General features: G+C 67.7%; 25 protein-coding genes. 10 read left to right on the plus strand and 15 right to left on the minus strand.

What is annotated here, in order from left to right; translation table 11 throughout:
* Positions 1-26: 26 nt before the first annotated feature.
* Genes P5P27_RS03920 through P5P27_RS03935 form a run of 5 tightly spaced genes read right to left on the minus strand, consistent with a single transcriptional unit; the run spans position 27 to position 3,585 of the window.
* The gene (locus tag P5P27_RS03920) at positions 27-1,382 is read right to left on the minus strand and encodes a dipeptidase (RefSeq protein ID WP_278126480.1); all 1,356 of its coding nucleotides are present in this window, start codon (positions 1,380-1,382) and stop codon (positions 27-29) included.
* A gap of 28 nt (positions 1,383-1,410) precedes the next feature.
* Complete coding sequence (locus P5P27_RS20685; RefSeq protein WP_341337859.1) at positions 1,411-1,680, minus strand: pirin family protein; 270 nt, start codon at positions 1,678-1,680, stop codon at positions 1,411-1,413.
* Positions 1,677-2,168 (minus strand): pirin family protein, encoded by a 492-nt coding sequence (locus P5P27_RS20690; protein WP_341337861.1) that lies wholly within the window; start codon positions 2,166-2,168, stop codon positions 1,677-1,679. Before P5P27_RS20690 ends, P5P27_RS20685 begins: the two co-directional genes overlap by 4 nt.
* Complete coding sequence (locus tag P5P27_RS03930) at positions 2,165-2,617, minus strand: MarR family winged helix-turn-helix transcriptional regulator (protein ID WP_278126482.1); 453 nt, start codon at positions 2,615-2,617, stop codon at positions 2,165-2,167. Before P5P27_RS03930 ends, P5P27_RS20690 begins: the two co-directional genes overlap by 4 nt.
* Positions 2,614-3,585: a pirin family protein gene (locus P5P27_RS03935; protein WP_006897558.1), complete on the minus strand. Its 972-nt coding sequence runs from the start codon at positions 3,583-3,585 to the stop codon at positions 2,614-2,616. The genes P5P27_RS03930 and P5P27_RS03935 overlap by 4 nt, the downstream gene beginning before the upstream one ends.
* Positions 3,586-3,697: 112 nt before the next feature.
* On the opposite strand from P5P27_RS03935, the gene P5P27_RS03940 reads away from it, so the two are divergent.
* The 3 genes from P5P27_RS03940 to P5P27_RS03950 all read left to right on the plus strand — a co-directional run bounded on the left by P5P27_RS03940 (position 3,698) and on the right by P5P27_RS03950 (position 5,817).
* Positions 3,698-4,111 carry a hypothetical protein gene (locus P5P27_RS03940; protein WP_006897557.1) on the plus strand — a complete coding sequence of 138 codons (414 nt, stop codon included), beginning with the start codon at positions 3,698-3,700 and terminating at the stop codon, positions 4,109-4,111.
* Between the two features lie 73 nt (positions 4,112-4,184).
* Positions 4,185-4,964, plus strand: a complete 780-nt coding sequence (gene aqpZ, locus P5P27_RS03945; RefSeq protein WP_006897555.1) for an aquaporin Z — start codon at positions 4,185-4,187, stop codon at positions 4,962-4,964.
* 4 nt (positions 4,965-4,968) lie between these two features.
* Entirely contained in the window at positions 4,969-5,817 is an 849-nt protein-coding gene (locus tag P5P27_RS03950) for an alpha/beta hydrolase (protein WP_278126486.1), read from the plus strand.
* Between the two features lie 22 nt (positions 5,818-5,839).
* Here P5P27_RS03950 and P5P27_RS03955 read toward each other — a convergent pair whose 3' ends face one another.
* The 9 genes from P5P27_RS03955 to P5P27_RS03995 form a co-directional block, all read right to left on the minus strand.
* Complete coding sequence (locus P5P27_RS03955; protein ID WP_082083868.1) at positions 5,840-6,697, minus strand: SDR family NAD(P)-dependent oxidoreductase; 858 nt, start codon at positions 6,695-6,697, stop codon at positions 5,840-5,842.
* Positions 6,694-6,855, minus strand: coding sequence for a hypothetical protein (locus tag P5P27_RS03960; RefSeq protein ID WP_006897552.1), 162 nt, complete (start codon positions 6,853-6,855; stop codon positions 6,694-6,696). Before P5P27_RS03960 ends, P5P27_RS03955 begins: the two co-directional genes overlap by 4 nt.
* 117 nt (positions 6,856-6,972) lie before the next feature.
* Positions 6,973-8,496, minus strand: coding sequence for a serine/threonine-protein kinase (locus P5P27_RS03965; protein WP_278126489.1), 1,524 nt, complete (start codon positions 8,494-8,496; stop codon positions 6,973-6,975).
* A gap of 8 nt (positions 8,497-8,504) precedes the next feature.
* Positions 8,505-9,194, minus strand: a complete 690-nt coding sequence (locus P5P27_RS03970) for a hypothetical protein (RefSeq protein ID WP_006897550.1) — start codon at positions 9,192-9,194, stop codon at positions 8,505-8,507.
* 113 nt (positions 9,195-9,307) lie between these two features.
* Positions 9,308-9,928 carry a TetR/AcrR family transcriptional regulator gene (locus P5P27_RS03975; RefSeq protein ID WP_278126490.1) on the minus strand — a complete coding sequence of 207 codons (621 nt, stop codon included), beginning with the start codon at positions 9,926-9,928 and terminating at the stop codon, positions 9,308-9,310.
* Positions 9,929-9,937: 9 nt separating this feature from the next.
* Positions 9,938-12,193 carry an MMPL family transporter gene (locus tag P5P27_RS03980; RefSeq protein WP_278126492.1) on the minus strand — a complete coding sequence of 752 codons (2,256 nt, stop codon included), beginning with the start codon at positions 12,191-12,193 and terminating at the stop codon, positions 9,938-9,940.
* Positions 12,194-12,240: 47 nt separating this feature from the next.
* Positions 12,241-13,641, minus strand: coding sequence for a YibE/F family protein (locus tag P5P27_RS03985; RefSeq protein ID WP_006897547.1), 1,401 nt, complete (start codon positions 13,639-13,641; stop codon positions 12,241-12,243).
* A gap of 37 nt (positions 13,642-13,678) precedes the next feature.
* Complete coding sequence (locus P5P27_RS03990; protein WP_006897546.1) at positions 13,679-14,836, minus strand: acyl-CoA dehydrogenase family protein; 1,158 nt, start codon at positions 14,834-14,836, stop codon at positions 13,679-13,681.
* Positions 14,837-14,886: 50 nt separating this feature from the next.
* Positions 14,887-15,504, minus strand: a complete 618-nt coding sequence (locus P5P27_RS03995; RefSeq protein WP_006897545.1) for a TetR/AcrR family transcriptional regulator — start codon at positions 15,502-15,504, stop codon at positions 14,887-14,889.
* A 101-nt stretch (positions 15,505-15,605) separates the two neighbouring features.
* Between P5P27_RS03995 and P5P27_RS04000 the strand changes: the two genes are divergently transcribed.
* Positions 15,606-16,235 (plus strand): phosphoribosylanthranilate isomerase, encoded by a 630-nt coding sequence (locus P5P27_RS04000; protein WP_006897544.1) that lies wholly within the window; start codon positions 15,606-15,608, stop codon positions 16,233-16,235.
* A 104-nt stretch (positions 16,236-16,339) separates the two neighbouring features.
* A complete protein-coding gene (locus P5P27_RS04005) occupies positions 16,340-17,842 on the plus strand; it encodes an HNH endonuclease signature motif containing protein (protein ID WP_260868608.1) in 1,503 nt (500 codons plus the stop codon).
* Here P5P27_RS04005 and nagE read toward each other — a convergent pair.
* On the minus strand, positions 17,805-19,871 hold the full coding sequence (nagE, locus tag P5P27_RS04010) for an N-acetylglucosamine-specific PTS transporter subunit IIBC (RefSeq protein ID WP_278126495.1): 2,067 nt from the start codon (positions 19,869-19,871) through the stop codon (positions 17,805-17,807). The two genes, P5P27_RS04005 and nagE, sit on opposite strands and share 38 nt — an antisense overlap.
* A 175-nt stretch (positions 19,872-20,046) precedes the next feature.
* On the opposite strand from nagE, the gene P5P27_RS04015 reads away from it, so the two are divergent.
* From P5P27_RS04015 to P5P27_RS04035, 5 genes are all read left to right on the plus strand, one after another.
* The gene (locus tag P5P27_RS04015) at positions 20,047-21,066 is read left to right on the plus strand and encodes an iron-siderophore ABC transporter substrate-binding protein (RefSeq protein WP_039867848.1); all 1,020 of its coding nucleotides are present in this window, start codon (positions 20,047-20,049) and stop codon (positions 21,064-21,066) included.
* A 62-nt stretch (positions 21,067-21,128) separates the two neighbouring features.
* Positions 21,129-22,112 (plus strand): FecCD family ABC transporter permease, encoded by a 984-nt coding sequence (locus P5P27_RS04020; RefSeq protein WP_278126497.1) that lies wholly within the window; start codon positions 21,129-21,131, stop codon positions 22,110-22,112.
* Positions 22,109-23,152, plus strand: coding sequence for a FecCD family ABC transporter permease (locus tag P5P27_RS04025; RefSeq protein WP_006897540.1), 1,044 nt, complete (start codon positions 22,109-22,111; stop codon positions 23,150-23,152). Before P5P27_RS04020 ends, P5P27_RS04025 begins: the two co-directional genes overlap by 4 nt.
* 23 nt (positions 23,153-23,175) lie before the next feature.
* A complete protein-coding gene (locus tag P5P27_RS04030; protein ID WP_006897539.1) occupies positions 23,176-24,165 on the plus strand; it encodes a siderophore-interacting protein in 990 nt (329 codons plus the stop codon).
* A 90-nt stretch (positions 24,166-24,255) separates the two neighbouring features.
* A complete protein-coding gene (locus P5P27_RS04035) occupies positions 24,256-25,662 on the plus strand; it encodes a class II fumarate hydratase (RefSeq protein WP_006897538.1) in 1,407 nt (468 codons plus the stop codon).
* The last annotated feature ends 18 nt before the right edge of the window (positions 25,663-25,680 follow it).

The following is a 25,680-nucleotide window of genomic DNA, read 5'->3' on the forward strand; positions in this document are numbered from 1 at the left end:
GCGTCCCCGGCGTGTCCCCGGGCGGCTCAGCGACCGAACGAACTCAAGAGAATCGCCTCAGTGAGGGCCGTGCGACGGATCTCGCCGGGGTCGACGCTCTCGTTGGGAGCGTGGATCGCACACATCGGTTCCTCGACTCCGAGCAGCGCGATCTCTGCGCGCGGCACCGTTTCGGCGAGCACCGTGCACAGCGGAATCGATCCGCCCTGACCGGAGAACTGCACCGGCAGACCGTCGTACGCGGTCGACATCGCATCGATGAGTTGCCGGTAGCCCGGACCGGTCGGATCGGCGGAGAACGGACCCCCGAAGGCGTCCGGTTCGAAATCCACGCGCACACCCCACGGGATGTGCTTGCGCAGATGAGCGACGAGCAACTCGTACGACTCCCGCGGATCGGTGCCGGGCGGCACGCGCAGGTTGAGCATCGCCGCGGCGGTCGGCATGATCGCCGCAGCGCACTCGTCCGTGCTCGGAGCGTCGAGCCCGATCACGGTGACCGCGGGGCGGGCCCACGCCATGTCGGCAGGCGTGCCGCTGCCGAGGACCTCGGTGCCGGGCAGTGCGCCGACCGTCTCCTGGAACTGCTCGGGAGTGAATGCGAAGCCCTCCCACTTCTGGTCGCTGCGCAGACCGTCGATCGTGGTATCGCCCGCAGCGTTGCGCAGCGACGCGAGTCCGGCGACGAGCGCCGCCATCGCGTCGGGCGCGGGGCCGCCCGCAGCTCCGGAGTGGACGCCGTTCTCCAGAGCGGAGACGGTCACCTTCACGTTCACGACGCCGCGCAGGCTGGTGGTGAGGGTCGGGACACCGACCGCGATGTTCCCGGTGTCGCCGATCAGAATCAGGTCGGCGTCGAACAGGTCCGGGCGGGTGCGGACGAGTTCATCGAGTCCCTCGCCCCCGGCCTCCTCCGAGCCCTCGATGATCAACCGCACGTTGCACGCGGCCCCGTCGCCGAGGGCGCGCAGCGCGGTGAGGTGAGCCACCACGTTTCCCTTGCAATCGGCGCTGCCGCGCCCGTACCACCGTCTACCGTCCTCGACGAGTTCGAAAGGCGGTGTCCGCCACAAGGATTCATCGCCCGCGGGCTGGACGTCGTGATGGCTGTAGAGGACTACCGTGGGACTGCCTGCGGGGCCGGCGCGATGACCGACGATGGCGGGCGAGCCGTCGGAGGTCACAATGACCTCGGTGTCGAAGCCGAGCTCGGAGAAAGCCCGCGCCACCCATTCTGCGCTGGCCCGGCTCGCATCGGCGCGAGCGGGATCGATGTGGATCGAGGGGAACGCGACCAGCTGTGCCAGGTCGGCGCGAGCGCGATCCATCAGGTCGTCGACGCGGGAGGCCAGAGTTTCCGGGGTGAGGTCCACGAGGCTCATGTCCTCCAGGATGGCACGCGGGCCGTTCTCACGCCGGACGAGCCGCGTCGAAGCTCGCGTGCATCTCCCAGTACAGGATCTCGGCGTCAGTGCCCGCTTCCAGCGTGACCTCGCCGCCGTCGGTGAACCGCACGGCGTCCCCTTCGGCGATCGGGGCCCGGGGGAGCTCGCGGCTGCTCGCGGAGACCTCGCCGCGCACGACGAACAGGTGGGCGAACGGGGCGGCCGGCAGGGTGATCGCCCGTCCCGGACGCGGGCGCGCGACGTGCAGGGCGGCGTACCTGTTGGCGATCGTCAACGCGTCGGATCCGGCGTGCTGCGGTCGTCGGACGCCACGACCACCGGGTCGCCCGCGGCAAGCCGGGAGCCGAAGTCGCGGTAGCCGTGGTCGGGTTCCAGTTCATCGGCATGCGGTGGCACCCACATCTGGATCACCCGCAGGCGTCGCCCCGACGCGCGCGAGGCGGCGTTGCGCTCGGAGTGGGTGATGCCCCGCCCGGCCGTCATGGCTCCGGCCTGACCCGCTTCGAGAGTGACCGTGTGACCGTGCGAATCCCGATGGATGAGCGAGCCTTCGACCACCCAGGTCACGATCTCCATGTTCTGGTGATGATGGGCGTCGAGCCCTTCGCCGGGATCCACGACGTCGTCGTTGTGCATCGCGAGCACGCCGTGTGCGTTCGCGAAGATGTCGAAGTTGCCCGTTCCCGGGAACGACTGCCGGGAGCTGAGCCATTCGTTGGCCCAGAAATGGCGATCGGCGGCGGGGATCACGGTGACAGTCATCGGTTCTCATTTCGGTCGAGGTGGTCGGCGAGGCGGCGCATCACACCGGCGAGCGCGGCGGCGTCGTCGTCGCCGATGGCATGGAAGAACAGTTCGTCGACGTCGGCCGCGTGGACGCGGGCCGCGGCCTCGAATACCGCGGCACCGTCCTCGGTGAGGACCGCATAGCTGCCGCGACGGTCTTCGGCGGCGTTCTCCCGGCGCAGCCAGCCGCGACGGCAGAGGACGTCCACCTGATACGACAGCCGCGACGCGGAGAACACCATGCGCCGACCGAGTTCGTTCATCCGCAGTCGGCGGTCGGGAGATTCGTGCAGCAGGAGCAGCACGTGATAGTCGGCCAGACACACGCCCGCGGACGATCGCAGTCGCCGGTCGAGTTCGGTCTGCAGTCGCGCGGAGTTCTCGATGAACAGTCGCCACGCCGCCCGGGCGGCTGGATCGGTCATCGTGCGACGTGCGGCATCAGGGCGTTCGGCGGAATGAGGCCGAATCGTCCGGCCCGGTAGTCCTCCATCGCCTCGATCAGTTGCTGCCGGGTGTTCATGACGAACGGTCCGTATTGGACGACGGGTTCGCGGATGGGGCGACCGCCGAGCAGCAGGACCTCCAGAGCCGGGCGGTTCGAGTCCTGAGCGGCGTCCGCTGAGACGGCGATCCGATCGCCGGCGCCGAGCACCGCGAGTTGTCCGCCCTCGATGGGGCGTTGTTCGGCGCCGACCCGACCGCGCCCGGAGAGAACATAGACGAGCGCGTTGAAGTCGGTGCGCCAGGGCACCGACAGCCGAGCCCCGGGCTGGACGGTTGCGTGGGCGAAGGTGATCGGTGTGTGGGTGGACCCGGGACCGTGGTGGCCGTCGATCTCGCCGGCGATGATGCGCACCAGTGCGCCGCCGTCGGAGGAGGCGAGCAACTCGACTTGTCCGCCCTCGAGGTTCTGGTATTGCGGGGTCAGGAACTTGTCGGCTGCGGGCAGGTTCACCCAGAGCTGGATGCCGTGGAAGGCACCGCCGGACTCGACCAGCTCCGCCGGTGGGGTCTCGATGTGAAGGATGCCCGAGCCCGCCGTCATCCACTGGGTGGCGCCGTTCTCGATCAGCCCGCCGCCGCCGGTGGAATCCTGGTGCTGGAAACGGCCGTCGATCATGTAGGTGACCGTCTCGAATCCCCGATGCGGATGCCAGTCGGTGCCGCGCGGCTCGCCCGGCTCGTACTCCACCTCGCCCATCTGGTCCATGTGAACGAACGGGTCGAGGCGATGCGCGGGCACTCCGGCGAAGGCGCGGACCACCGGGAAGCCCTCGCCCTCGTAGCCGCGGGGGCCGGTGGTGATGCCGGTGACGGTGCGGTCGGTGCTGGTCGGTGTGGTCTCCGAGAGTCGAGGCAGGGTCGAGGTGTCTGCGGTGACGGCGGGCATGGCGTCCTCCTGATCGGATGAGTAGTTCAGATTTGAACGACTTCACTCATCTGAAACGCCATCGTGCCGAGATTTGTTCCATCTCCGCGAAGAACCCGTCATACTCGCAGTCATGGCTATCAATCCGATCGTCGACCGCCCGTCCCGCGGCGGAGATCGTCAGCGTCTGCGGAAGTTGGCTCAGGCCGCTCTCAACGCAGATCAGACGGTGGATCAGGTAGAGGGCATCCTCGGCGATGTCGGGCCGGTGCTCGGCTCGATGGGCAAGACGATCGACGGTCTGGACTCCACGATCGAGAAGCTCAACGTGACCCTCGACGAGCTCAACACCACCCTCTCGAAGGTCGACGAGACCGTCGGCCGGATGGCCGCCGTGGTGGTGCGATTGGAGAAGGTCGTCGGACGTGTCGAGACCATCGTCGCCGTGGCGGAACCGGCGTTCCGGCCGATCGAGATGATCGAGAACGCGGGGCACACGATCGAGGCGATGGGCCGGGGCATCGCATCGCGAATTGGTCTCAGCTGAAACACGATTCGTCCGATTGTGGCCGAGATCTCGTAGTGTCGCCGACAAGGGGACATCGAACGAGGAGGGCCCTATGACGGAATCCGTCTCCACTCCGGCCAAATGGCTGGCTGAACTGTTCGGAACATTCTGGCTCGTATTCGGCGGCGCGGGTACCGCGGTATTCGCCGCAAAACAGGTCGCGGACGCCACCAACGACAGCGGCGACGTGATGCAGATCCAGGTCGGCGTCGGCTTCCTCGGCGTCGCACTGGCCTTCGGTCTCACGGTCGTCACCATGGCGTACGCGGTGGGTCACATCTCCGGCGGGCACTTCAACCCCGCCGTCACTCTCGGGGCCGCAGTCGGCGGGCGACTTCCGTGGCGCGACGTCCCCGGATACTGGATCTCGCAGCTCGTCGGCGGTCTGATCGCGGGTGCCGCGATATTCGGTATCGCACAGGGCAAGCCCGGCTGGGACGCGACCGGAAACATGGCGGCGAACGGCTTCGGCGATCACTCTCCCGGCGGCTACTCTCTGGCCGCGGTCGCGATCGCGGAGGTGCTGCTCACCGCCTTCTTCATCATCGTCATCCTGGGCGCCACCGACGGTCGCGCGCCGAAGGGCTTCGGCCCGTTGGCGATCGGCCTCACGCTGACCCTGATCCACTTGATCTCGATCCCGATCTCGAATACCTCGGTGAATCCCGCGCGGTCGATGGGTGTGGCGTTCTTCAACGGCGACGGCGCGCCCGGCCAGCTGTGGGCGTTCTTCGTGTTTCCGCTGATCGGCGGCCTGATCGGCGGCGTGCTGTATCCGCTGCTGTTCGAGAACGGAAAGCTCGCGGTCGGCACTCGGCGTAACGCAGAATGATGGAGTGAGATCTCAAACGCTGTCCGTGGCAGGCGTCCACGGCGTCTCGATCGTCTACGACGTCCATCGTCCCGAGTCCGGGGCGGTGGGCGTCGTCGTCATCTCGCACGGTCTCGGGGAGCACGCCGGACGTTATCGGCACGTCGCGCAACGGCTCACCGACCTCGGCTACGTGGTCGTCGCTCCCGATCATGCGGGACACGGCAGATCGGGCGGGAGACGGCTCGGGGTGACGGACTTCCGCGACTTCACCAGCGACCTGCACACGGTCATCGAGCAGACCGACCGCGGCGACGGCCCCACCTTCCTGATCGGGCACAGCATGGGCGGCGCGATCGCACTCGACTACGTGCTCGAGCATCCCGGCGTTCTGGACGGGCTGGTGCTGTCGGGGGCCGCACTCGTGCCGGGCGACGATCTCCCCGGCTTCATGGTCAGGCTGGCCCCGGTGATCGGCAGGCTGGTGCCGCGACTGCCGGCTACCGCACTGCCCGCGTCGGCGGTCAGCCGCGATCCGAAGGTGGTCGCAGCGTATGAGGCCGATCCGCTGGTATGGCACGGGAAGATCCCGGCGGGTCTCGGGGGCGCCCTCATCTCGACGATGGCCACATTCCCGGATCGGTTGCCGAGTCTGACGACGCCGACGCTCGCGCTGCACGGCGGCGGCGACACGCTCGCGAATCCGGAGGGTACCCGAATGGTCGGGAGGTTCGCCGGCGGCGACGTCACGGTGAAGATCTACGACGGACTCGCACACGAGATCTTCAATGAGCCCGAGCACGACGCCGTTCTGCGCGATGTGACCGAGTGGATCGCAGCGCACCGTCCCGAGGGCCGGACGCCGCCCGACTGACCGACGCGGGCCGCGCGAGCCGTCAGATTCCGAGACCGGCGGTCAGCCGGCCGGCGAGCCGCGGTGACACGGCGGCCACGGCGCGCAGCACCAGGGCGTACCGGGGATAGAGTTCCGCGGGCCGGGTGTCGGCGGCGCGGATCAGCCAGGCCGCTGCCTCATCGCTGGTCAGAGCGGGGGCGTCGGCGTAGTCGGCGGTCGGTGCGATCATCGGAGTGCGGACGAGCGGGAACCCGGCATTGGTGACAGCCACTCCGGTGCCCCGGCACTCGGCGTCGAGCGACCGGCCGAAGGCGGCCAGCGCGGCCTTCGACGCGTGGTACGCGCTGAACTTGGGCATCGCGCCGGCACTGACACCCCAGGTGACGACGTTGATGATGTGTCCGCGCCCGGCGTCGACCATCGCGGGCAGCAGGCCGAGAACGAGTTGGACCGGCCCGAAGTAGTTGAGGGCCATCGTGCGCTGGTAGTCGTGGAAGCGCTCCACCGTGTCGAGGGCTGATCGGCGGATGGAGCGCCCGGCGTTGTTGATGAGGATGTCGGGGACGCCGAACCGCGCGAGGATCTCGTCGGCGAGGCGTTTGGCGTCGTCGGGATCCGAGAGGTCCGCGGTGACCGGGAAGGCCGTGCCGCCGTCGACGGTGATGGAGTCGCATACCGCGTCGAGAGCATCGGGCCGTCGTGCGACGGCGATCACCGTGGCGCCGCGCGCTGCGAACAGCCGCGCCGCGGATTCACCGATCCCGGAGGAAGCGCCGGTGATGACGACGGTGGCGCCGTGCAGGTCGCGCTGCCGCCCACCGAGCATGTGCCGGAGTTCATCGAGGGTCTGCGGCGGATTCAGCAGGGCGCTACGGACGGCGTGCAACATCGGATTCACTTGTACTGCTTGATGACTCGGAGAGCTTCCTCGGCGTCGACATTCTTGGCCACGAGCTTGCCGTTCTTGACCTTTCGGATGCTGTAACGGTCACGTTTCTTCGCGTCGGCGACGTGGAGTCCGGCCTTCTTGGCCTTCTTGTTGAGATCTTCCAGCACAGCAGGATGGTAACGCCTCAAGGTGAACGCCTTCGACCGGTCGGCGACTCGAGTCGGGCCGGGGTGCATCGCCGCAGGTCGTGGCGGGTTCCGGTGAATCGGTGACGCGCTGACTCCTCAGCAGATGTCGGTACCGACGGGCGTCACGTCATCGAGACGTCGCGTGTACGCTCCGCCGCCGAGGCGCGAGGTGGTGGCGCATGCGGCGGCCGGTGACGAACCGGGGTAGTAGACGGCGTAGACGGGGTTCCCGTTCTCTGACTGTTTGAGCGATGCGCAGGAGTGATCGGTACGCAGATAGGCGGCACCCGGGTACCGGGCGAGCGCCGCGGCGATCTCAGCCGCATATGCACCCGGCGTGACCGCGTTGTAGACGACGGTGACGGCCTGCCCGTTGCACGACGGCCGGCTGATCGGTGTCGGCAGGCCCAGATCTCCGGCGCCGAGGCCGGGGACGGGACTGACTTCGTCGACCGGCGTCGGCTCCGCGTGAGCCGATTCGGTCAGTGTGGACTCCGATCGATCGCCCGTGCCGTCGACCGTCCCCGTGCCTCCGACCGTCGCAGTCTGGGTGACCGGCGCGGGCTTGAGGGTGCTGGTCGCCGCGGCCGTATCGGGACCGCCGGTTCCAGACGAGTAGAGCCAGGCGATCGTCCCAGCGGCGAGGAGGACCACGGCGGCCACGCCGGCGGCGATGACGCCGTTTCGGGCGCGGCTCGATCGCGGTGCGGTCGTCGGTGTCGGCACCGGTTTCGGAGCGACCATTGTCGGCGCGTGCGGGGGAATGGGTGCCGCGGGAATCGGCGCCGCGGGGATCGGCGCCGCGGGGCGCTGCCCGGTCAGGGCCGCTCGGGCGGCAGCGGCGAACGCACCCGCGGACGCGATTCGGTCGGCCGGGTCTTTGGCGGTGCCCGCGGCGATGACGGCGTCGAACGGTGTGCCCGTGGGTGGCACCGGACGGCTCAGGTGGCCGGCGATGACCTGTTCGATGCTCGTCGACGGATAGGGCGTGGAACCGGTGAGGCACTCGTACAGGACACATGCCAAGGCGTACACGTCGCTGCGCGGGCTGACCGGAGTCTCGGAGCCGAACCGTTCGGGCGCCATGTATGCGAACGAACCGATCGCCATTCCCGTCGACGTGAGACGAGTCTGACCGGCGGCTTGGGCGAGTCCGAAATCGGCGAGGTACGCGAAGTCCCGGCCGTCGAGCAGGATGTTCTCGGGCTTCACGTCTCGATGCAGCAGACCGGAGGCGTGTGCGGTGTCGAGCGCCGCAGCGACCTGTTCGATCACATGGACGGCCAGGCCGGGATCGCGCAGACCGTCGTCGATCCGCGCGCGGAGGTCGCGACCGTGCACGATCCGCATGTCGAGGAAGAGCCGACCGTCGATCTCACCGAAGTCGTGGATCGGAATGATGTGCGGGTCGTTCAGCCTGGCGACGGTCTGTGATTCGCGCATGAAGCGCGCTCGGAAGGCGTCGTCGCCGGCGAGGCCGGGAGGCAGGAGTTTGAGTGCCACCGTCCGGTCCTTGACAGTGTCGATCGCCTCGTACACCTCACCCATCCCGCCGCGGCCGAGGAGTCGGACGAGCCGATACGGCCCGATGGTCGAATCGGATCGGTCAGCACTGGTCATCGGCGTCCTCAACTGTCGGGGCGGGCCGGTCCCTCCAATGCGACGCGCAGCCGCTGCTCCAATTCCGCGGCGCCGGCCGCGGGGAGGTCGATCAGCCCGTCGAGTTCCCGCCGCGCCCGAGCATAAGCCTGCTGTCGTTCCTGCGGACTCGCAGCCTCGTCGCCCGCCAGATTCAGCAGCCGCTGGGCACGGGCGAGACGTTCCTGCTCGGCCGGATTGAAATCGCCGCGCCTGCGCCTGCGCGCCTCCTTCTCGGCCACGTCGAGTGCCGTCGCGTAATCGTGGACGGCGTCGCGATAGCGTTCGACGGCCTCGGGTGAGGTGTCGTCGGGAGACGGACGCAGCAGTTCGGCGCGGCTGCGCGCGCGATGGAACTCCGCGGTCAGCGGTTCGCGCAGGTCGACGAGCATCGGGTAGTCGAGGATGGTCGCCAGATCCGTCTCGTACCCGAACCATCGATCGTCGGTGGTCTGGTGCTCGGTGACCGCGCGACGCAGATCGCGCTCGAGCGATTCGGCATCCACCCGGGCCCGGCTCTGGGCCCGGGCGAGCGCGACCTTGGCCTCCTGCCGCAGGCGGTAGCGCTCGAGCCGTCGCTCGGCGCGACGCTCGTTCCATGCCCCGAGCGCACGTACGGCACCGCCGATCGTTCCGCCGAAGACGAAGATCAACCACCAGTAGTGTCCGATCGCACCCATCACGCCACCCACGGATTCAGCGTACTGCGGACGCGGCCGAGATACCGGTCTCGAGCGGGGCGCCGACCGCACCGGGTAGCCGGTGCCCCATCAGCCGACCCACAGCCGACCCGTCAGACCGGCAGCCCCTGCTCCATCAGGTCGAGGGCTGCGAGGTATTCGTCGAGTGAGGCCAGGCCGGTGCGGGTGATGTCGGTGAGATGGAACATCACTCCAGAGACTGCGGAGACGAACACGCGGAGCCGGAAATCATCGTGCGCGACGCCGAGATAGTCGGCGAAGTAGTCGGTCGCCGCTGAGATCACGCGGTCGGACTCGAACTGGTACGTCGCCCGCAGGCTCGGCTCACTGTGCAGAATCCGGAGCCGTTCGGGATTGGCCGCCCACTCGTCCTTCTCCGCGATCCGGTACATCCGCGTGATGAGTTCGCGGACGAGACCGAAGTGGCTCAGACCGGCGGGGATCTCCTGGAGGATCGCGTCGCGCTCGTCATCCAGGTCGTCGCTGATGATGACCTGTTCCTTCGACTGGAAGTAGCGGAAGAACGTGGTGTGCGAGACATTCGCCGCCTCGGCGATCTGCGCGACGGTGGTCGCCTCGTAGCCGTTCCGGTCGAAGAGCTCGAGTGCTGCCGCCCGGATGTCGGCCCGAGTCCGGGCCTTCTGGCGTTCGCGTAAACCGGGCCGCGGCCCCGAGGAGGTCCTCGGGGCCGCGGCGGTCGGATTGTCGTTCATGTCCGTACTCTATGCCGTCCCGCTCGGGCTCGGCTCGGGGCTGTCGCCGCCCACCGCCACCGGTGTCTCGGTCGAGGGCAGGCCGCGGTCGCGGACCTTCTCGCCTTCGATGTCGAAGTTGAGGACCAGCTTGTCGAGCCAGCGGGGCAGACCCCACGCGCGGTTGCCGAGCAACGCCAGCAGGCCCGGAACGATGACCATTCGGACGAGGAAGGCGTCGAAGAAGACGGCGATCGCGAGGGCGAAGCCCATCATCTTGGCGGTCGTGTCCGGCGACAGCATGAACGCGGCGAAGACGCTGATCATGATGACTGCGGCGGACACCACCACGCGGGCGCCGTGGCGGTAGCCGGCGACGATCGCGTCCTTCGCGCTCATGCCGTGAATGAACTCTTCACGCATGCGGGTCACCAGGAACACCTGGTAGTCCATCGCGAGGCCGAAGACGACGCCGATCAGGAAGATCGGCAGGAACGACAGCAGCGGCTTGGTGTGGTCGATCAGGCCGAAGGTGCCGTCGGTGAAGATGGCCGTGGTGATGCCGAACGTCGCCAGCATCGAGAACACGAAACCGATGGTGCCGATCAGCGGAACCCAGATGGAGCGGAAGACCCCGATCATGATCAGGAAGGCCAGACCCACCACGACGACGAGGTAGGGGATCAGTGCCTTGTCGAGCTTCGCCGAGAGATCGGACATGATCGCCGTCTGGCCGCCGACATGAATCTCCGCTCCCTGTGCCTCGACCGCTCCGGAGGTGTCGCGGATGGCCTCGACCAGGTCGTGGGTCTGCGGCGAGGACGGCGAACTGAGCGGCGTGACGATGATCATCGCCGAATCCGCGCCCGCGTTCGGGTTCTGCGGGGACGGGCCATTGCCGGTCCAGGACACCATTTCCGGCGCCGCGACGCCGGGCAGCGCCTTGATCTTGGCGACGGCGGTGTTCGCCGCCGCGTCGATGGTGCCCTCGTCGGTGTGCATCACCACCACCAGCGGACCTGCGACACCGGCGCCGAAGCCCTTCGCCATCAACTCCTGTCCGGCCACCTGGTCGTCGGTGACGGTGTCCATACCGAGGGTCATGTTCTTGATCGGGATGGCCGCGACGATCAGAATCGCGAGGCCGGCGACGACGAACGGAATCGGCTTGTTGACCAGAGTCCGGCCGAACTTGACTCCGAGGGAGTCGGAGTCCTTCGATTCCTCGGCGTGCCTGATCCACGGAATCCGGGGTGTGAAGGCGAAGCGACCGAAGGCGCCCAGCAGCGCCGGAATGAAGGTCAGCGCGGCCAGGACGGCGACGAGGATGGCCACGGCCGCGCCGAGGCCCATCTGGGTGATGATCGGGATACCGATGACCATCAGGGCGGCCACCGCGATGATCACCGTCAGGCCGGCGAAGACGACCGCAGATCCGGCGGTGCCGACGGCGCGGCCCGCGGCGTCGGCTCGGTCACCGCCTCGCGCGGCTTCGGACCGGTAGCGCGAGACGATGAACAGTGCGTAGTCGATCGAGACCGCGATTCCGAGCATGGTGATGATCGCCGTGGCGGCCTGATTGATGGAGAGGACCTCGGCTGAGAGGGTCACCAGCATCATCGTGAGTCCGACGCCGACGATGCCGGTCACCAACGGGATGAAGGCCGCGATGAGCGCGCCGAAGGCGATGATCATGATGACGAAGGCGATGGCGAAGCCGATCAGCTCGGCCTTGCCCGCGGGCTCCTGCGCCGACATGACGCCGCCGGTGGCCTCGACCTTCAGGCCGTCGCCGCGATGCTTCTCCAGCACGTCGAGCAGCTGATTCTTGGTCGCGACGTCCACGTCCATCAGATTGATCTTCTGGTGAACGCTGATCAGCCCGATCTTGCCGCCGTCGCCGATGACGGCGGAGGCCATCTCCGGTTTGGCGGCCGCGACGGCGAGCGGGTCGAAGACCGTCCCGGCGTCAACCTCGTCGAGCGTCTTGAGGTCGGCGACCAGCGACTGAATCTCGTCGGCATGGCGGGCGAGACCGTCGTCCGCCGCGACGACGACGATCGTCGACGGTTCCTCCTGCTGCTTGTTCTGCGCGGGGAAGTTCTCCTGCAGCTGCTCCATCGCGACGCCGCCGTCCGTGCCCGGCAGGTCGAAGTCCTGCGCGAACTTCGGCTGCAGTGCGCCGACGGCTCCCGCGACGATCACAAGCGCGGCCACCCAGGTGGCGAGCACCCACCATTTGTGCCGGAATGAGAACCGTCCGACGCGGTAGAGAATCGATGACATGCTAACGATTGTTAGTCAGTACCACTTTCCGTGCAAGGTGAACTCGTTCACTTCTCCGTTGCCTGTGCGCCCGGCCTCACAAGTGCGGCGGCGATCGCGGTGGTGAGCGGCACGCTGCCCGCGAGAGCGATGCCGCCGACGAAGGCGCGCGCCAGTTCGATCGCGACTTCCTCGCTGGTGATCAGTGAGCTGAAGGGCTGAGCCGCCACCGAGAACAACAGGAGCAGGGGCAGGGCGCTGCCCGCATAGGCGAAGACGAGCGTGTACACCGTCGAGGCGATGTGGTCCCGCCCGACGCGCATCGCCGAGCGGAATGCGCCGAGGCGGGTCTGTCCCGGAATCGCGGCGAGCTCGAAGGTCGCCGACGCCTGGGTGATCGTCACGTCGTTGAGGACTCCGATGGTGCCGATCACGAATCCGGCCAGCAGCAGTCCGTTGAGGGAGATGGTGCCCTGGTAGAACTGCAGATTGGCGGTTGATTCGGCAGACAGTCCGGTGAGACTCATCGTCGATATCGCCAGACGGCTCAGGACGGTCGCGAGGACGAGTGAGGCCAGCGTGCCGAGCAGAGCCGAACTGGTCCGCAGATTGAAGCCGTGCGCGAGATAGAGGACGGCGAACAGGATCGCGGCCGCCGAGACCACCGCCACGCCGACCACGGAATGCCCGTCGAGGATCGATGGCAGAGTGAAGAAGCCGAGGACCACGAAGGCCACGATCAGACCGACGATCGCGCGGGCGCCGCGCCACGTCGCGACGGCGATGATCGCGAGCACGAAGGCGATGGCCCAGACGATGATGCCGGTTCCCCGCTGGTAGTCGTAGAAGCCGTAGCGGGCGCGGCCGTCCGGGCCAGGCATCGCACTGACGCGGATCGCGTCGCCCTTCTCAAGCGTGGGCTGCCCGGGCTGTGGTTCGTCTGCGGTGGCTGGGTCGGCCGCCGGCGCACCGGGGACGTCCGCAGACTGAGCGGCGTTCGTCGCGATCATCAGGACCGTGTAGCGCCCGGAGTCAGGGCCCGACGTCAGCTTGAGGATCGACGCCCGGCACGGGCCACCGGTGGTCGGGACGGTGGGGAACTCCGCGGACGCCACGCCCGTCGCCGGTGACGAGCAGTCGGCCTTGATCTGCGAGATCACCTCGGCATCGGACACCTGGATCGGACCGCCCGTGGCGGATCGGAACTGCATGGGAATCGGGCGGTCGGCGTGGCCCGGCCACAGCACGATCATCCCGATGCCGACGGCGAGTGCGGCGACGGACAGCAGTCCGATCACCACCGGTTTCGCGTAGCGAGTCAGCTGGCCCGGGAGGTCGCCGCCGCCGTGATGATGGCCGTGCGAATGGCCGGAATGCGCCGCCGCGTGCGGAACGTCGGCCTTTCGGCGTCGCTCCGCACGCGGCGGTGGGTCGTCTCTCGGCTCCGGCTCGGGCAGTCGATGGCTCACGCGCCCGAGACTAGAGCGTCGGAGGTCGGATGTCCCCTTACAGACCCATGTCCTTGGCGATGATCGAGCGCATGACCTCGCTGGTACCGCCGTAGATCCGGTTGACTCGGTTGTCGGCGTACAGGCGGGCGATCGGGTACTCGTTCATGTAGCCGTAGCCGCCGTGCAGCTGCAGGCAGCGGTCGATCACGTCGGCCGCGGCTTCGGTGCAGAACAGCTTCGCGGACGCGGCATCGGCGGCGGTCAGCTCGTTCTTGTCGTAGGCCTCGAGTGCGCGGTCGACGACCGCTTCCATCGCGTCGACCTTCGCTTTGCACGCGGCCAGCTCGAACTTGGTGTTCTGGAACGCGGCGACGGGCTTGCCGAACACCTGACGCTCCTGCGTGTACTCCTTGGCGAAGCGGATCGCCGCCGCACCCTGCGCGTACGCGCCGACGGCGATCGAGAGGCGCTCGCGCGGCAGGTGCTGTCCGAGGTAGTAGAAGCCCTGGTTCTCCTCGCCGAGGAGGTCCTCCACGGGGACCTTGACGTCGGTGAACGACAGCTCCGCGGTGTCGGAGGTGCGCAGACCCAGCTTGTCGAGCTTGCGTCCGACGGCGTAGCCCTCCGACTTGGTGTCGACGACCAGGAGGGTGATGCCGAAGCGGCGATCGGTCTCGCTCGGAGCCGAGGTGCGTGCGCAGACGATCACGCGGTCGGCGTTGACGCCGCCGGTGATGAAGGTCTTGGCGCCGTTGAGGACGTAGTGGCTGCCGTCCTCGGAGAGCTTCGCGGTGGTGCGCATACCCGCGAGGTCGGAGCCGGTGCCGGGCTCGGTCATCGCGATGGCGAACATGGTCTCGCCGGACGCCATGCCGGGCAGCCAGCGCTTCTTCTGCTCCTCGTTGGCGTGCTTGAGGAGGTAAGGGAGACACAGCGGGATGTGTGCCGCGGAGCCGCCGAGGCTGACGCCGGCGCGGGCCATCTCCTCGGTCAGGACGGCCTCGTACTTGTACGAGTCCACGCCCGCGCCGCCGTACTCCTCGGGCACCTCGATGCCGAAGACGCCGAGCTCGCCGATCTTCAGGTAGAAGTCGCGCGGCACGATGCCGTTCTCGAGCCACTCGTCGTAGACGGGCACGATCTCGGATTCGATGAACGCCCGGATCGTCTCCCGGAAAGCTTCATGGTCCTCGGTGTAGATTTCGCGGCGCATCGCGCCACCTCCTTCTTCGATGGGTCACAGCGGGTAGGGCTGCGGGTGTTTCAGGACTTGGCTCCGGCTATGCGGAGTGCGGCGTCCGCGTAGAAGTCGGCCACCTGGGTCGTCGACCAGGTGCCGCCGTCGCGGAACCAACGGGCCACGTCGACGCTGCTGCCGACGATCGCAACTGCCGCCATCCGCGGATCGGGAGTGTCGAAGACTCCCTGGTCGATGCCGCGGTGGAGGATCGCCGCGAGCACGTCTTCGATCTGCTTGCGCAGGTCGACGATCTGCGCACGGTGGTCGGGCTCGAGTGCGCGGAGCTCGTAGTTCACCACGCGGGCGCTCACGTGCCGGTCGGCGTGGTACATCGCGAACTCGCGAATGAAGCGGCGCAACTGCTCGACGGGATCGTCCGTGCCCGCCGCGGCATCGCGCACTATCCGGAGGATCGCCTCGTGGCCGGCGAGCGAGATCTCGAAGAGCAGTTCCTCTTTCGAGCTGTAGTGCACGTAGACCGCGGCGGGACTCATTCCCGCGGCAGTCGCGATGTGCCGGGTTCCCGTGCCGTGGAAACCGAGTTCGGAGAAGGACGCCATCGCGCCCTCGCGGAGACGCTTGCGCGTCTGCTCGGACTTGGTCGTCGGTTCGTCGGGGTCGACGGCCGAGTGCTTCGCCATGGTTGACCTCCGCTCCGCCGGGAAATTTCTAAGCGATCGCTTATTTCTATCGCACTGTAGCACGGGTTACCGGCCGGTCACCTAATCGCCCGGTGGCTAGCATGGACGGCATGTACGTGAAGGTGTGCGGCCTGACGTCGGAGGATGCTGTCGGTGCGGCGGTCTCGGCCGGAGCCGATGCGATCGGTGTGGTGATGAACGAGACGAGTCCCCGTGCCGTCGATCGCGACCGGGCGCGCGCGGTGGTGCGCGCTGGACGAAGCGCGGGAGGGCCCGGCCTGGACATCGTTCTCGTCGTCAACGACAAGCCCGCGGTCGATGCCGCGGCCCTGGCCGTCGACCTCGGCTTCGACGTTCTGCAACTGCACGGGCGTCGCTACGGAGAAGCGGACTTTCGTGCGGCGGCGGAAGGGATCGGCCGGATCTGGCGCGCGACATCGCTGGTGCACGAGCCGCCGTTGACGGTCGGAGCGTACGGGGAGGAGCGGCTGCTTCTCGATGCGCCGAAGCCGGGGTCGGGGGAGCGCTGGGATCTGTCGATGCTCACTGACCGCGGACTGTCGGGCCAGTGGCTGCTCGCGGGCGGACTCACTCCGGACAACGTCGCGGACGCGATCGCTCAAGCGCACCCGTGGGGTGTCGATGTGTCCAGTGGCGTCGAGTCCGCGCCGGGCGTCAAGGATCTGGCCGCGATCAGCAGGTTCGTCGAGGCGGCGAAGTCGCGAAGGTGAGTCGTGCCGGCCGTCAGTGATCTCTGTCACGCCCGGGTGATAGCTTTCAGTTAGTCAGGTAAAGACGGCTTGACCAGCTGAAACACTCGGGGGAGGTGGCAGCGATGAGCGCTTCGATCGTTACAGGTGTCACTGGTCTCGCGCTGCCGGACCGGCCTTCAGAGTTGTTGGCGTTGATCGATGCCGCGGCGGTCAAACTCGCCGAGACCTCCCTGTCGCCGGAGACCGAACCGGACCTGTTGGCGCACACGCAGATCGCCGAACGGATTCGGCGCCGCTGGGACGGCGTCTCCGCTGCGCTGCTGGTGGAGGTCTCCGATCGCAACGCGCACCGCACCGCGGGCTATCTGAATCCGCACCAGTACCTCTCGCAAGGGCTGCGGCTGGGAACCCGCGAGGCGGGCCGACGGCTGCGGATGGCCGAGGCGATCGGTGAGTTCTCCAACTTTCAAGGGCAGACTCTGCCTCCGCGGAAGCCTGCGACCGCCGCAGCGGTGGCGGCCGGGACTGTCGGCGCCGAACACGCGTTGGTGATCTCCGCGGTGCTGGCGAAAGTACCGGGCTGCATCTCGCCGGAGGTCAAAGCGCGTGCCGAGGCGGAGTTGGCCGACGCAGCGGCCGGACTGAACCCCGATGATCTGGGCAAGGTCGGTGACCGCCTGCTCGCCCATCTGGATCCGGACGGGCAGGAGAGTGATCACGTCGACCGGCAACGCCAACGCGGAATCACCATCCTCCCGCAAGACCGCCAGTTGATGAGCAGAGTCCGTGGCGCGATTACTCCGGAGTTGCGGGCGAAGTTCGAGGTGATCTTGACCGCCTGGGCCGCGCCCGGGATGAACAATCCCGCCGACCCCGACTCACCCACTGGAACCATTGACGCCGACGGCATTGACGCCGAGGCTTTGGCGGCGGCGCGGGGTCGGGATCTGCGCAGTGCCGCTCAGCGCACACACGATGCGTTGCTGGCCCTGTGTGATTACGTTCTCGCCCACGGCGGACTCGGAGCACCGAACCGGATACCAGCCGAGTTGGTCATCACCGTTACCGATCAAGAACTCGCCGCCCACGCCGGAATCGCCCTGACTGCCACCGGCACCCGCATCCCGATCGGCGAACTCGTCCGGCTCGCCGCCGACGCCGTGCCGCACCTGGCCGTCTTCCGGAATCACACCAGCGAAGTCCTCTACCAAGGCCGCGGTGCGCGGTGTGCGAGTAAGGCGCAGCGGTTGGCGTTGTTCGCCCGCGACCGCGGCTGCACCGCACCCGGCTGCGACCGCCCGTTCGCGCAAACCCAGGCCCATCACGCACCGGACTGGGTCACCCCGGCCGGGCGCACCGACATCGATGCTCTCGGCGCCGCGTGCGGGCGCCACAACCGCGCCGTCGGCACCAAACGCGGACAGTGGGAGACCATCATCCTCCCGGATGGGCCCGATGCCGGACGCATGGCCTGGCGACCAGCCACCACCGACCACCCCTGGCGCCTGAACACCATCCACCACGCCGGACAAGCTCAGAACCTGCACCCGCCGCCGCGCATGATTCCAGCACGCGCGGCAGTCTCCGTCAGGTCAGTTCGACGGTCGCGGACTTGTCGTTCATGACGACCACCGGGGTCACGGTGGCGAAGCCCGCGGCTTGGATCTTGGCCAGATCGACGTTGAGAATCGGCTGTCCGGCGCTGACCGTGTCGCCGGCCTTCACGAGTGGTTCGAACCCGTCGCCTTTGAGTTTCACGGTGTCGAGGCCGACGTGAATCAGCACCTCCGTGCCGTCCTCCAATCGGAGTCCGATGGCATGACCGGTGGGAAACACCGTCACGACGGTCGCATCTGCGGGGGCCACCACTTCGCCCGACGTGGGGACGACGGCCGCACCCGGCCCCATCATGCCGCTGGAGAAGGTCTTGTCCGGGACCTCCGAGAGGTCGACCGCGTACCCCTGGAGCGGGCGCTGCAGAGTGATGACCTTCGCTGCCGGTTTCGTCAGGACGGCGGTCGAGCCGTCGTGCGCGGCACCCTCCTCGGCCTCCGCCTCGGCGACGGCAGCCTCGGCCTCGTCCACTGCTTCCACCGCGGCTTCGACCGCCGTCGGATCCAGCTCGCCGGACATGATCTTCTCCATCGCGTCCTTGACGAACTGGACGTTGAGTCCATAGATGACCTGCACCGAATGGCCGCCGGGCTTCATGGTGCCGGCAGCTCCGGCCCGTTTGAGCGCGGAATCGTCGACCTTGCCCGTGTCGTCGATCTCCATGCGCAGACGGGTGGCGCAGTTGTCGAGTTCGAGGATGTTGGCCTTGCCGCCGAGAGCGTCGATGAACTTGGCCGCGGTGCCGATGAACCCGGCTGAGACGCCTCCCTCGTCATCGGCGTCGACGGGTTCGTCGTCCTCGCGCCCAGGCGTCTTGAGCTGAAACTTGAGGATCACCCACCGGAACACCAGGAAGTAGACGAAGAACCAACCGATGCCCAGCACGATGATGATCCAGGGATTCTCGGCCATCGGGTTCTTCCAGTTCAGCACCAAGTCGACGAAGCCGCCGGAGAAGCCGAAGCCCATTCGGACCGGAAGAAGCTGGCAGATCGCCATCGAGATGCCCATGAAGACCGCATGGATCACGAAGAGGAAGGGAGCCAGGAACATGAAGGCGAACTCGAGCGGTTCGGTGACGCCGACGAAGAACGACGAGACCGCGCCGGAGAGCAGGATGCCGTAGGCGATCTTCTTCCGCGTCGTCTTCGCGGTGGTGTACATCGCGAGCGCGGCGCCCGGAAGGCCGAACATCATGATCGGGAAGAACCCGGTCATGTACTGACCGGTCACGCCGAACGTGCCCTCACCCGAGAGGAAGTTGTTCAGGTCGTTGATCCCCGCTACGTCGAACCAGAACACCGAGTTCAGAGCGTGGTGCAGTCCGAACGGAATCAGCAACCGGTTGAAGAAGCCGTAGAGCCCGGTGCCGACGGCGCCGAGATCGACGATGTGCTCACCGAACCAGACGAGGCCGCTGTAGACGAGCGGCCAGATGAACAGCAGGATGAGCGCGACGATCAGGGAGACTCCCGCCGTCACGATGGCCACCGACCGGCGACCGGAGAAGAACGACAGCGCGTCGGGCAGCTTGACGTCCTTGAAGCGGTTGTAACAGAGCGCACCGATGATGCCGCACAGGATGCCGATGAACGCGTTCTGGAACGCTCCGGGTGCGAAGGCCTCGTTGACGTCCGGGGTCTGGATCGCCAGATGGCCGTTGTCCATGACGAGCTTCTGGCCCTCGGTGATGGTCGCGCCCTCTTTGGCGATCGACGTCGTGTACCCGCGGCCGAGGAGTGTCATCACCGACGTGGGCGCCAGCAGACTGGTGACGACCAGCCACGACACCAGACCGGCGAGCGCCGACGTGCCGTCGGACTTGCGGGCCATACCGATCGACACGCCGACCGCGAACAGCAGAGCCATGTTCGAAAGCACCGCAAGGCCCGCGGTCTGCAGGAACGAGGTGACGACGTTCGGCTTGTCGTCGTTGATACCGATGATCCAGTTGGCGATACCGACGAGGATCGCCGCCACCGGCAGGACGGCCACCGGCAGCATGATCGATTTGCCGAGGTTCTGCAGGAATTTCATCATCTCGGTGGGCTCCCATTCGGTCGTGAGACATGCGAACTGACGGGGCGTTCGGATGGACCTTAACCCGAGTGTCGCGGGTCACGGGCCTGTTCTGAGCCAACGACCGGGCCTGTTACATTAGGGAAGCCTAGCCAATAATAGGCTGACCTAATTCGACAATTCGGAAGTGCTGCTGATGTCACCTCGCCGACTGCTCGGCCTCGTTCTCGCGACCGCCCTCACCGTCTCGCTGGCGGCCTGTTCTTCCTCCGGCGACGGGGCGGGATCATCGGGTGCCGGGGGCGCAGGATTCCCGGTGACGGTGGAGCACGTGTACGGAACCACGACCATCGAGAGCAAGCCGGAGCGTGTGGCGACCGTCGCGTGGGCCAATCACGAGGTGCCGTTGGCGCTGGGCGTGGTCCCGGTAGGCATGAGCAAGGCGGCGTGGGGCGACGATAACGGCAACGGTGTGCTGCCGTGGGTGGAGGACGAACTCAAGCGACTCGGTGCACCGACGCCGGAATTGTTCGACGAAACCGACGGCATCGACTACGAGGCGGTCGCCGACACGCGGCCCGACGTCATCCTCGCCTCGTACTCGGGGCTCTCGAAGGAGGAGTACGACAAGCTCTCGAAGATCGCACCCGTGGTGGCCTACCCGAAGACCGCGTGGGGCACGTCCTGGCAGGACATGGTCCGCATGAACTCCAAAGCGATCGGGCTCCAAGCAGAGGGGGATCGGTTGATCGAGAAGCTCACCGGTCAGGTGATCGGCTCCCTCGACAAGCATCCCGAGCTCAAGGGGCGCAAGGTGATGTTCGCGTACCTCGACCCGACCGATCTGAGCAAGATCGGCTTCTACACGACGCACGACACTCGGCAGGGCTTCCTCGACAGCGTCGGAATGGCGCCGCCGGCGGAGGTGGCCGCGAAGAGCGCGGGGACCGACGAGTTCTACGTCGAGGAGAGTGCCGAGCAGGCCGAACGGTTCCGTGACGTCGATTTGGTCGTGACTTACGGCGACGACTCCACGGTCGCGCGGCTGAAGGCCGACCCGCTGCTGTCGAAGATCCCCGCGATCGCTGCCGGGCACGTCGCGATCTTGAAGGACGCGACCCCGCTGGCCGCCATGGCGAATCCGTCGCCGCTGTCGATCCCGTGGGGCATCGACGACTACTTCTCCACTCTGGCCGCGGGACTGACCGACAAGTGACCGCGGTCGCGCCCACCCGACGGGACACTGTCCCGGACCGATCGGCGGCTCGCGGCGTCGGGGTGCGAATCGGGAGTCTGATCGCGGGCGCGCTCCTCCTCGTCATCCTGTTCGGTGTCTCGGTGGCCTTCGGTGTACGCGCGGTGAGTCCAGCAGAGATCTGGGGCGCGCTCACCGGCGGATCGGACGGCATCGCCGAAGCCGCGGTGCTCAAACGGATTCCGCGCACCGTATTGGCGATGCTGGTCGGCGCGGCCCTCGCTCTCTCGGGCGCGGGTATGCAGGCCGTGACTCGCAATCCGGTGGCCGATCCCGGCATCCTCGGGATCTCCACGGGCGCCTCGCTCGCCGTCGTCACCGGCATCGTGGCCTTCGGGATGTCCGACCCCTACTGGTACATCGCCGTGGCGATCGCGGGAGCGTTCGCCACCGCGGTCTTCGTCTACGCGGTCAGTTCCATGGGCTTCGGCGGTGCGACGCCGCTGAAGCTCGCCCTCTCCGGCGCGGCCACCGCCGCCGCGCTGACCTGCCTCATCAGCGCAGTCCTGCTCCCTCGCGTCGACGTGATGCAGAAGTTCCAGCACTGGCAGGTCGGCGGCGTCGGAGGCGCGGACTGGCACCGCATCGGTGTGGTCGCGCCCTTCCTCGCGGCGGGGGCGATCGTGATGCTCGGATGCGCTCGCGGGATGAATTCTCTGTCACTCGGCGACGATGTCGCGACAGCGTTGGGGGAGAACGTGTTCCGCACTCGTCTGGTGACCGGGATCGCGGCGGTCGTGCTCGCGGGTGCGGCCACCGCCATCGCCGGTCCGATCGCATTCGTCGGCCTGCTCGTGCCTCACGCATGCCGCGCGTCAATCGGCGCCGACCACCGATGGCTGTTGCCCTTCTCCGCACTCGCCGGCGCCGGGCTGCTGGTGCTGTCGGACGTCGTCGGCCGGCTCGTGGCCCGACCGAGCGAGGTGGACGTCGGCGTGGTGACGGCGCTCATCGGAGCGCCCGTGTTCATCTGGATAGTTCGTCGTCAGCGGGTGCGTGCGCTGTGACCGCCGCGACGGAATCTCCCGCCTTCGACCTCTTCGCCGGCCGTCGTGCACGGGTTCGGCGCGCCCGGCTCGTGACCGGGGTGTTGGCTCTTACTGTGATCGGGCTGTTGTTCGTCAGTCTGATGGTCGGCAAGACCTTCTATCCGCTCGGCGACGTCCTGCGCGTGCTGAGCGGGCAGACGGTTCCGGGCGCCTCGTTCACCGTCGGCGAGCTGCGACTTCCCCGAGCGGCGACGGCGTTGCTCACCGGCGCCGCCTTCGGTCTGGCCGGGGTGACTTTTCAGTCTCTGCTGCGCAATCCGCTCGCCTCGCCCGACATCATCGGGATCTCCTGGGGTGCGTCGGCGTCGGCGGTCGGCGCGATCGTGGTCTTCGGACTCACCGGACCGGCGGTGTCGGTGGCCGCGCTGGTCGGTGCACTGCTCACCGTGGGGGCGGTGTACGGGTTGTCGATCGCCGGAGGGTTCGCCGGAACACGCCTGATCCTCATCGGCATCGGCGTGGCGGCGATGCTCAGCAGCCTCGTCTCGTACGTGCTGGCCAAGGCATCGCAGTGGGATGTGGCGGCCGCGTTGCAGTGGCTCACCGGAAGCCTCGCCGACGCCTCCTGGCCGCAACTGGTGCCGCTGGCCGCCGCGATGGCGGTGCTGCTGCCGGCACTCGTCGTCAACTCGCGGAACCTGGCGGTGCTCACCCTGGGTGACGATTCCGCCGCAGGTCTCGGCACTCGCGTCGATGCCGCGCGTCTGGTCTTCATCCTCGGAGCCGTGCTGCTGTTGGCATTCGCAACCGCGGCGGCCGGTCCGATCTCCTTCGTCGCGTTCATGTCCGGCCCCATCGCGGTCCGGCTCGTCGGCCCCGGTTCCTCACCGCTGATCCCGTCGGCGCTGGTGGGGTCCACCCTGGTACTGGCGGGCGACCTGGTCGGTCAATACGCGCTCGGCCACCGCTATCCGGTCGGTGTCGTGACCGGTGTCCTCGGTGCGCCCTTCCTCATCTACCTGCTCATCCGTGTCAACCGCGCCGGCTCGTCGATGTAGCCGACCGCACCGATTGGAGATCCATGCCTGTCGCCGAGACCACCCCGCTGCCGCCGCTGTGCGTCACGCGTGCCGCCGTCGGCGCCGTGCAGCGGCTGTCGCCGAACTTCGTCCGTATCACGTTCACCGGGGCCGGCCTCACCGGGTTCGGCAATCCCGGCGCCACATTCGACCAGCGGATGAAGTTGATCTTCCCTCCGGCCGCCGGTGAGCTCCCGGAGTTGTCCGACTCCGACACCTGGTATCAGGACTGGCTGGCGATTCCCGAGGACCGGAGGGGAGCGATGCGCACGTACTCGATCCGTGACCTCCGGATCGACGACGGCGGCGCGACGGAGTTCGACGTCGACTTCGTCCTGCACTTGGCGCCCGACAAGACCGGACCGGCCTCGTCGTGGGCGGCAGCGGCGGCGGTGGGAGACGAGTTGCTGATCGTGGGACCGCGCCGCGGGCGACTCGACGGCGGCGGAGTGGAGTACATGCCGGGCGCGGCCGAACGTGTGCTGCTGGCCGGCGACGAGACGGCCGCGCCCGCGATCGCCCGCATTCTTGAGGACGCGCCCGCTGATCTGGCGGGAGCGGCATACATCGAGATCCCCGAGCCCGACGACGCGCTGCCGATCGATGCGCCCGAGGGCGTCGCGGTGCACTGGCTCCCGCGCGAGGGAGCGGGACAGGGAGTGCGGCTGCATGCGGCTGTCCTGGGTCATCTGGGTGAGTCCGCGGGCGACCTGGACGGTGCCGTCGACGCACCCGACACGGACGCGCTGGTCTGGGAGACGCCGACCTTCTCCGGACTCGGCGAGGAGATCCATGCCGGTTCGGGCCATGACGGGACGGGCCATGACGAGACGGGTCGTGACGGGAGGGCGGCGCAGGCGTACTACTGGATCGCGGGCGAGAGTCGCGTCGTCACCACGCTGCGGCGCAGACTGGTCAAAGACCTGGGGATTCCGCGCGCGCAGGTCGCCTTCATGGGGTACTGGCGCGAGGGAGTGGCGATGAAGGGATGACGGGCGGAACTGCTCGGTCCGCCCGCGGATGGTCGGACAGACGGAACAGGCCAGCGGAACATCGGTCGAGACGGAGAGGTTGAACAGAACATGGCTGAAGACACTGGTGAGTACCGAATCGAACACGACACGATGGGCGAGGTGAAGGTCCCGGCCGATGCGCTGTGGCGTGCGCAGACGCAGCGGGCCGTCGAGAACTTCCCGATCAGCTTCCGTCCGCTGGAACGCACTCAGATCCGTGCGCTCGGACTGTTGAAGGCGGCGACCGCACAGGTCAACCGTGATCTCGGGCTGCTCGACGAGGCCAAGGCCGATGCGATCATCGCAGCGGCGCGGGAGATCGCCGACGGCCTGCACGACGACCAGTTCCCGATCGACGTCTTCCAGACGGGGTCGGGGACGTCGTCGAACATGAACGCCAACGAGGTGATCGCGTCGATCGCGGCGGCCGGCGGCGTGACCGTGCATCCGAACGACGATGTGAACATGTCGCAGAGTTCCAACGACACCTTCCCGACCGCCACGCACGTGGCCGCCACCGAGGCCGTCGTCCGCACCCTCATTCCGGCGCTGGAGCATCTGCGGGGCGCCCTCGCCGAGAAGTCGGACCAGTGGCGGTCGGTGGTCAAGTCGGGCCGCACACACCTGATGGACGCGGTCCCGGTGACGCTCGGCCAGGAGTTCGGCGGATATGCGCGGCAGGTCGAAGCCGGCGTCGAACGCCTCCGATCGACGTTGCCTCGCGTGGGTGAACTCCCGATCGGCGGCACCGCCGTCGGGACCGGGCTCAACGCGCCCGACCGGTTCGGGTCGCTCGTGGTGGCCGAACTCGTCCGACTGACGGGTGTCGAGGATCTGCGCCTCGCGCGCGACAACTTCGAGGCTCAAGCCGCGCGCGACGGGCTGGTGGAACTGTCGGGACAGCTGAAGACGATCGCCGTGTCGTTGACCAAGATCGCCAACGACGTCCGCTGGATGGGGTCGGGGCCGCTCACGGGGCTCGGCGAGATCGCGCTGCCCGACCTCCAGCCGGGGAGTTCGATCATGCCGGGCAAGGTGAACCCGGTGCTTCCCGAAGCCGTCACACAGGTGGCGGCGCAGGTGATCGGCAACGACGCCGCCGTCACCTGGGGCGGCGGCAATGGCGCCTTCGAGTTGAACGTCTACATCCCGATGATGGCGCGCAATGTCCTCGAATCGGTGACTCTGCTCGCCAACGTCTCCCGACTGTTCGCCGACCGGTGCATCAGCGGGCTGGTGGCACATGAGGACCGCCTGCGGACGCTCGCCGAATCGTCACCGTCGATCGTCACCCCGCTCAACTCCGCGATCGGGTACGAGGAGGCCGCCGCCGTCGCCAAGGAGGCGCTACGCGAAGGAAAGACGATCCGGCAGACGGTGATCGATCGCGGGCTCCTCGGCGACCGGCTGTCGGAGGAGGAACTCGATCGGCGGCTCGACGTCCTCAAGATGGCGAACCTGGAGCGGGAACGGTAGACGTTCCCCGCTCCCGGC

This window comes from Gordonia sihwensis (assembly GCF_029632925.1).
GTDB lineage: Bacteria > Actinomycetota > Actinomycetes > Mycobacteriales > Mycobacteriaceae > Gordonia > Gordonia sihwensis.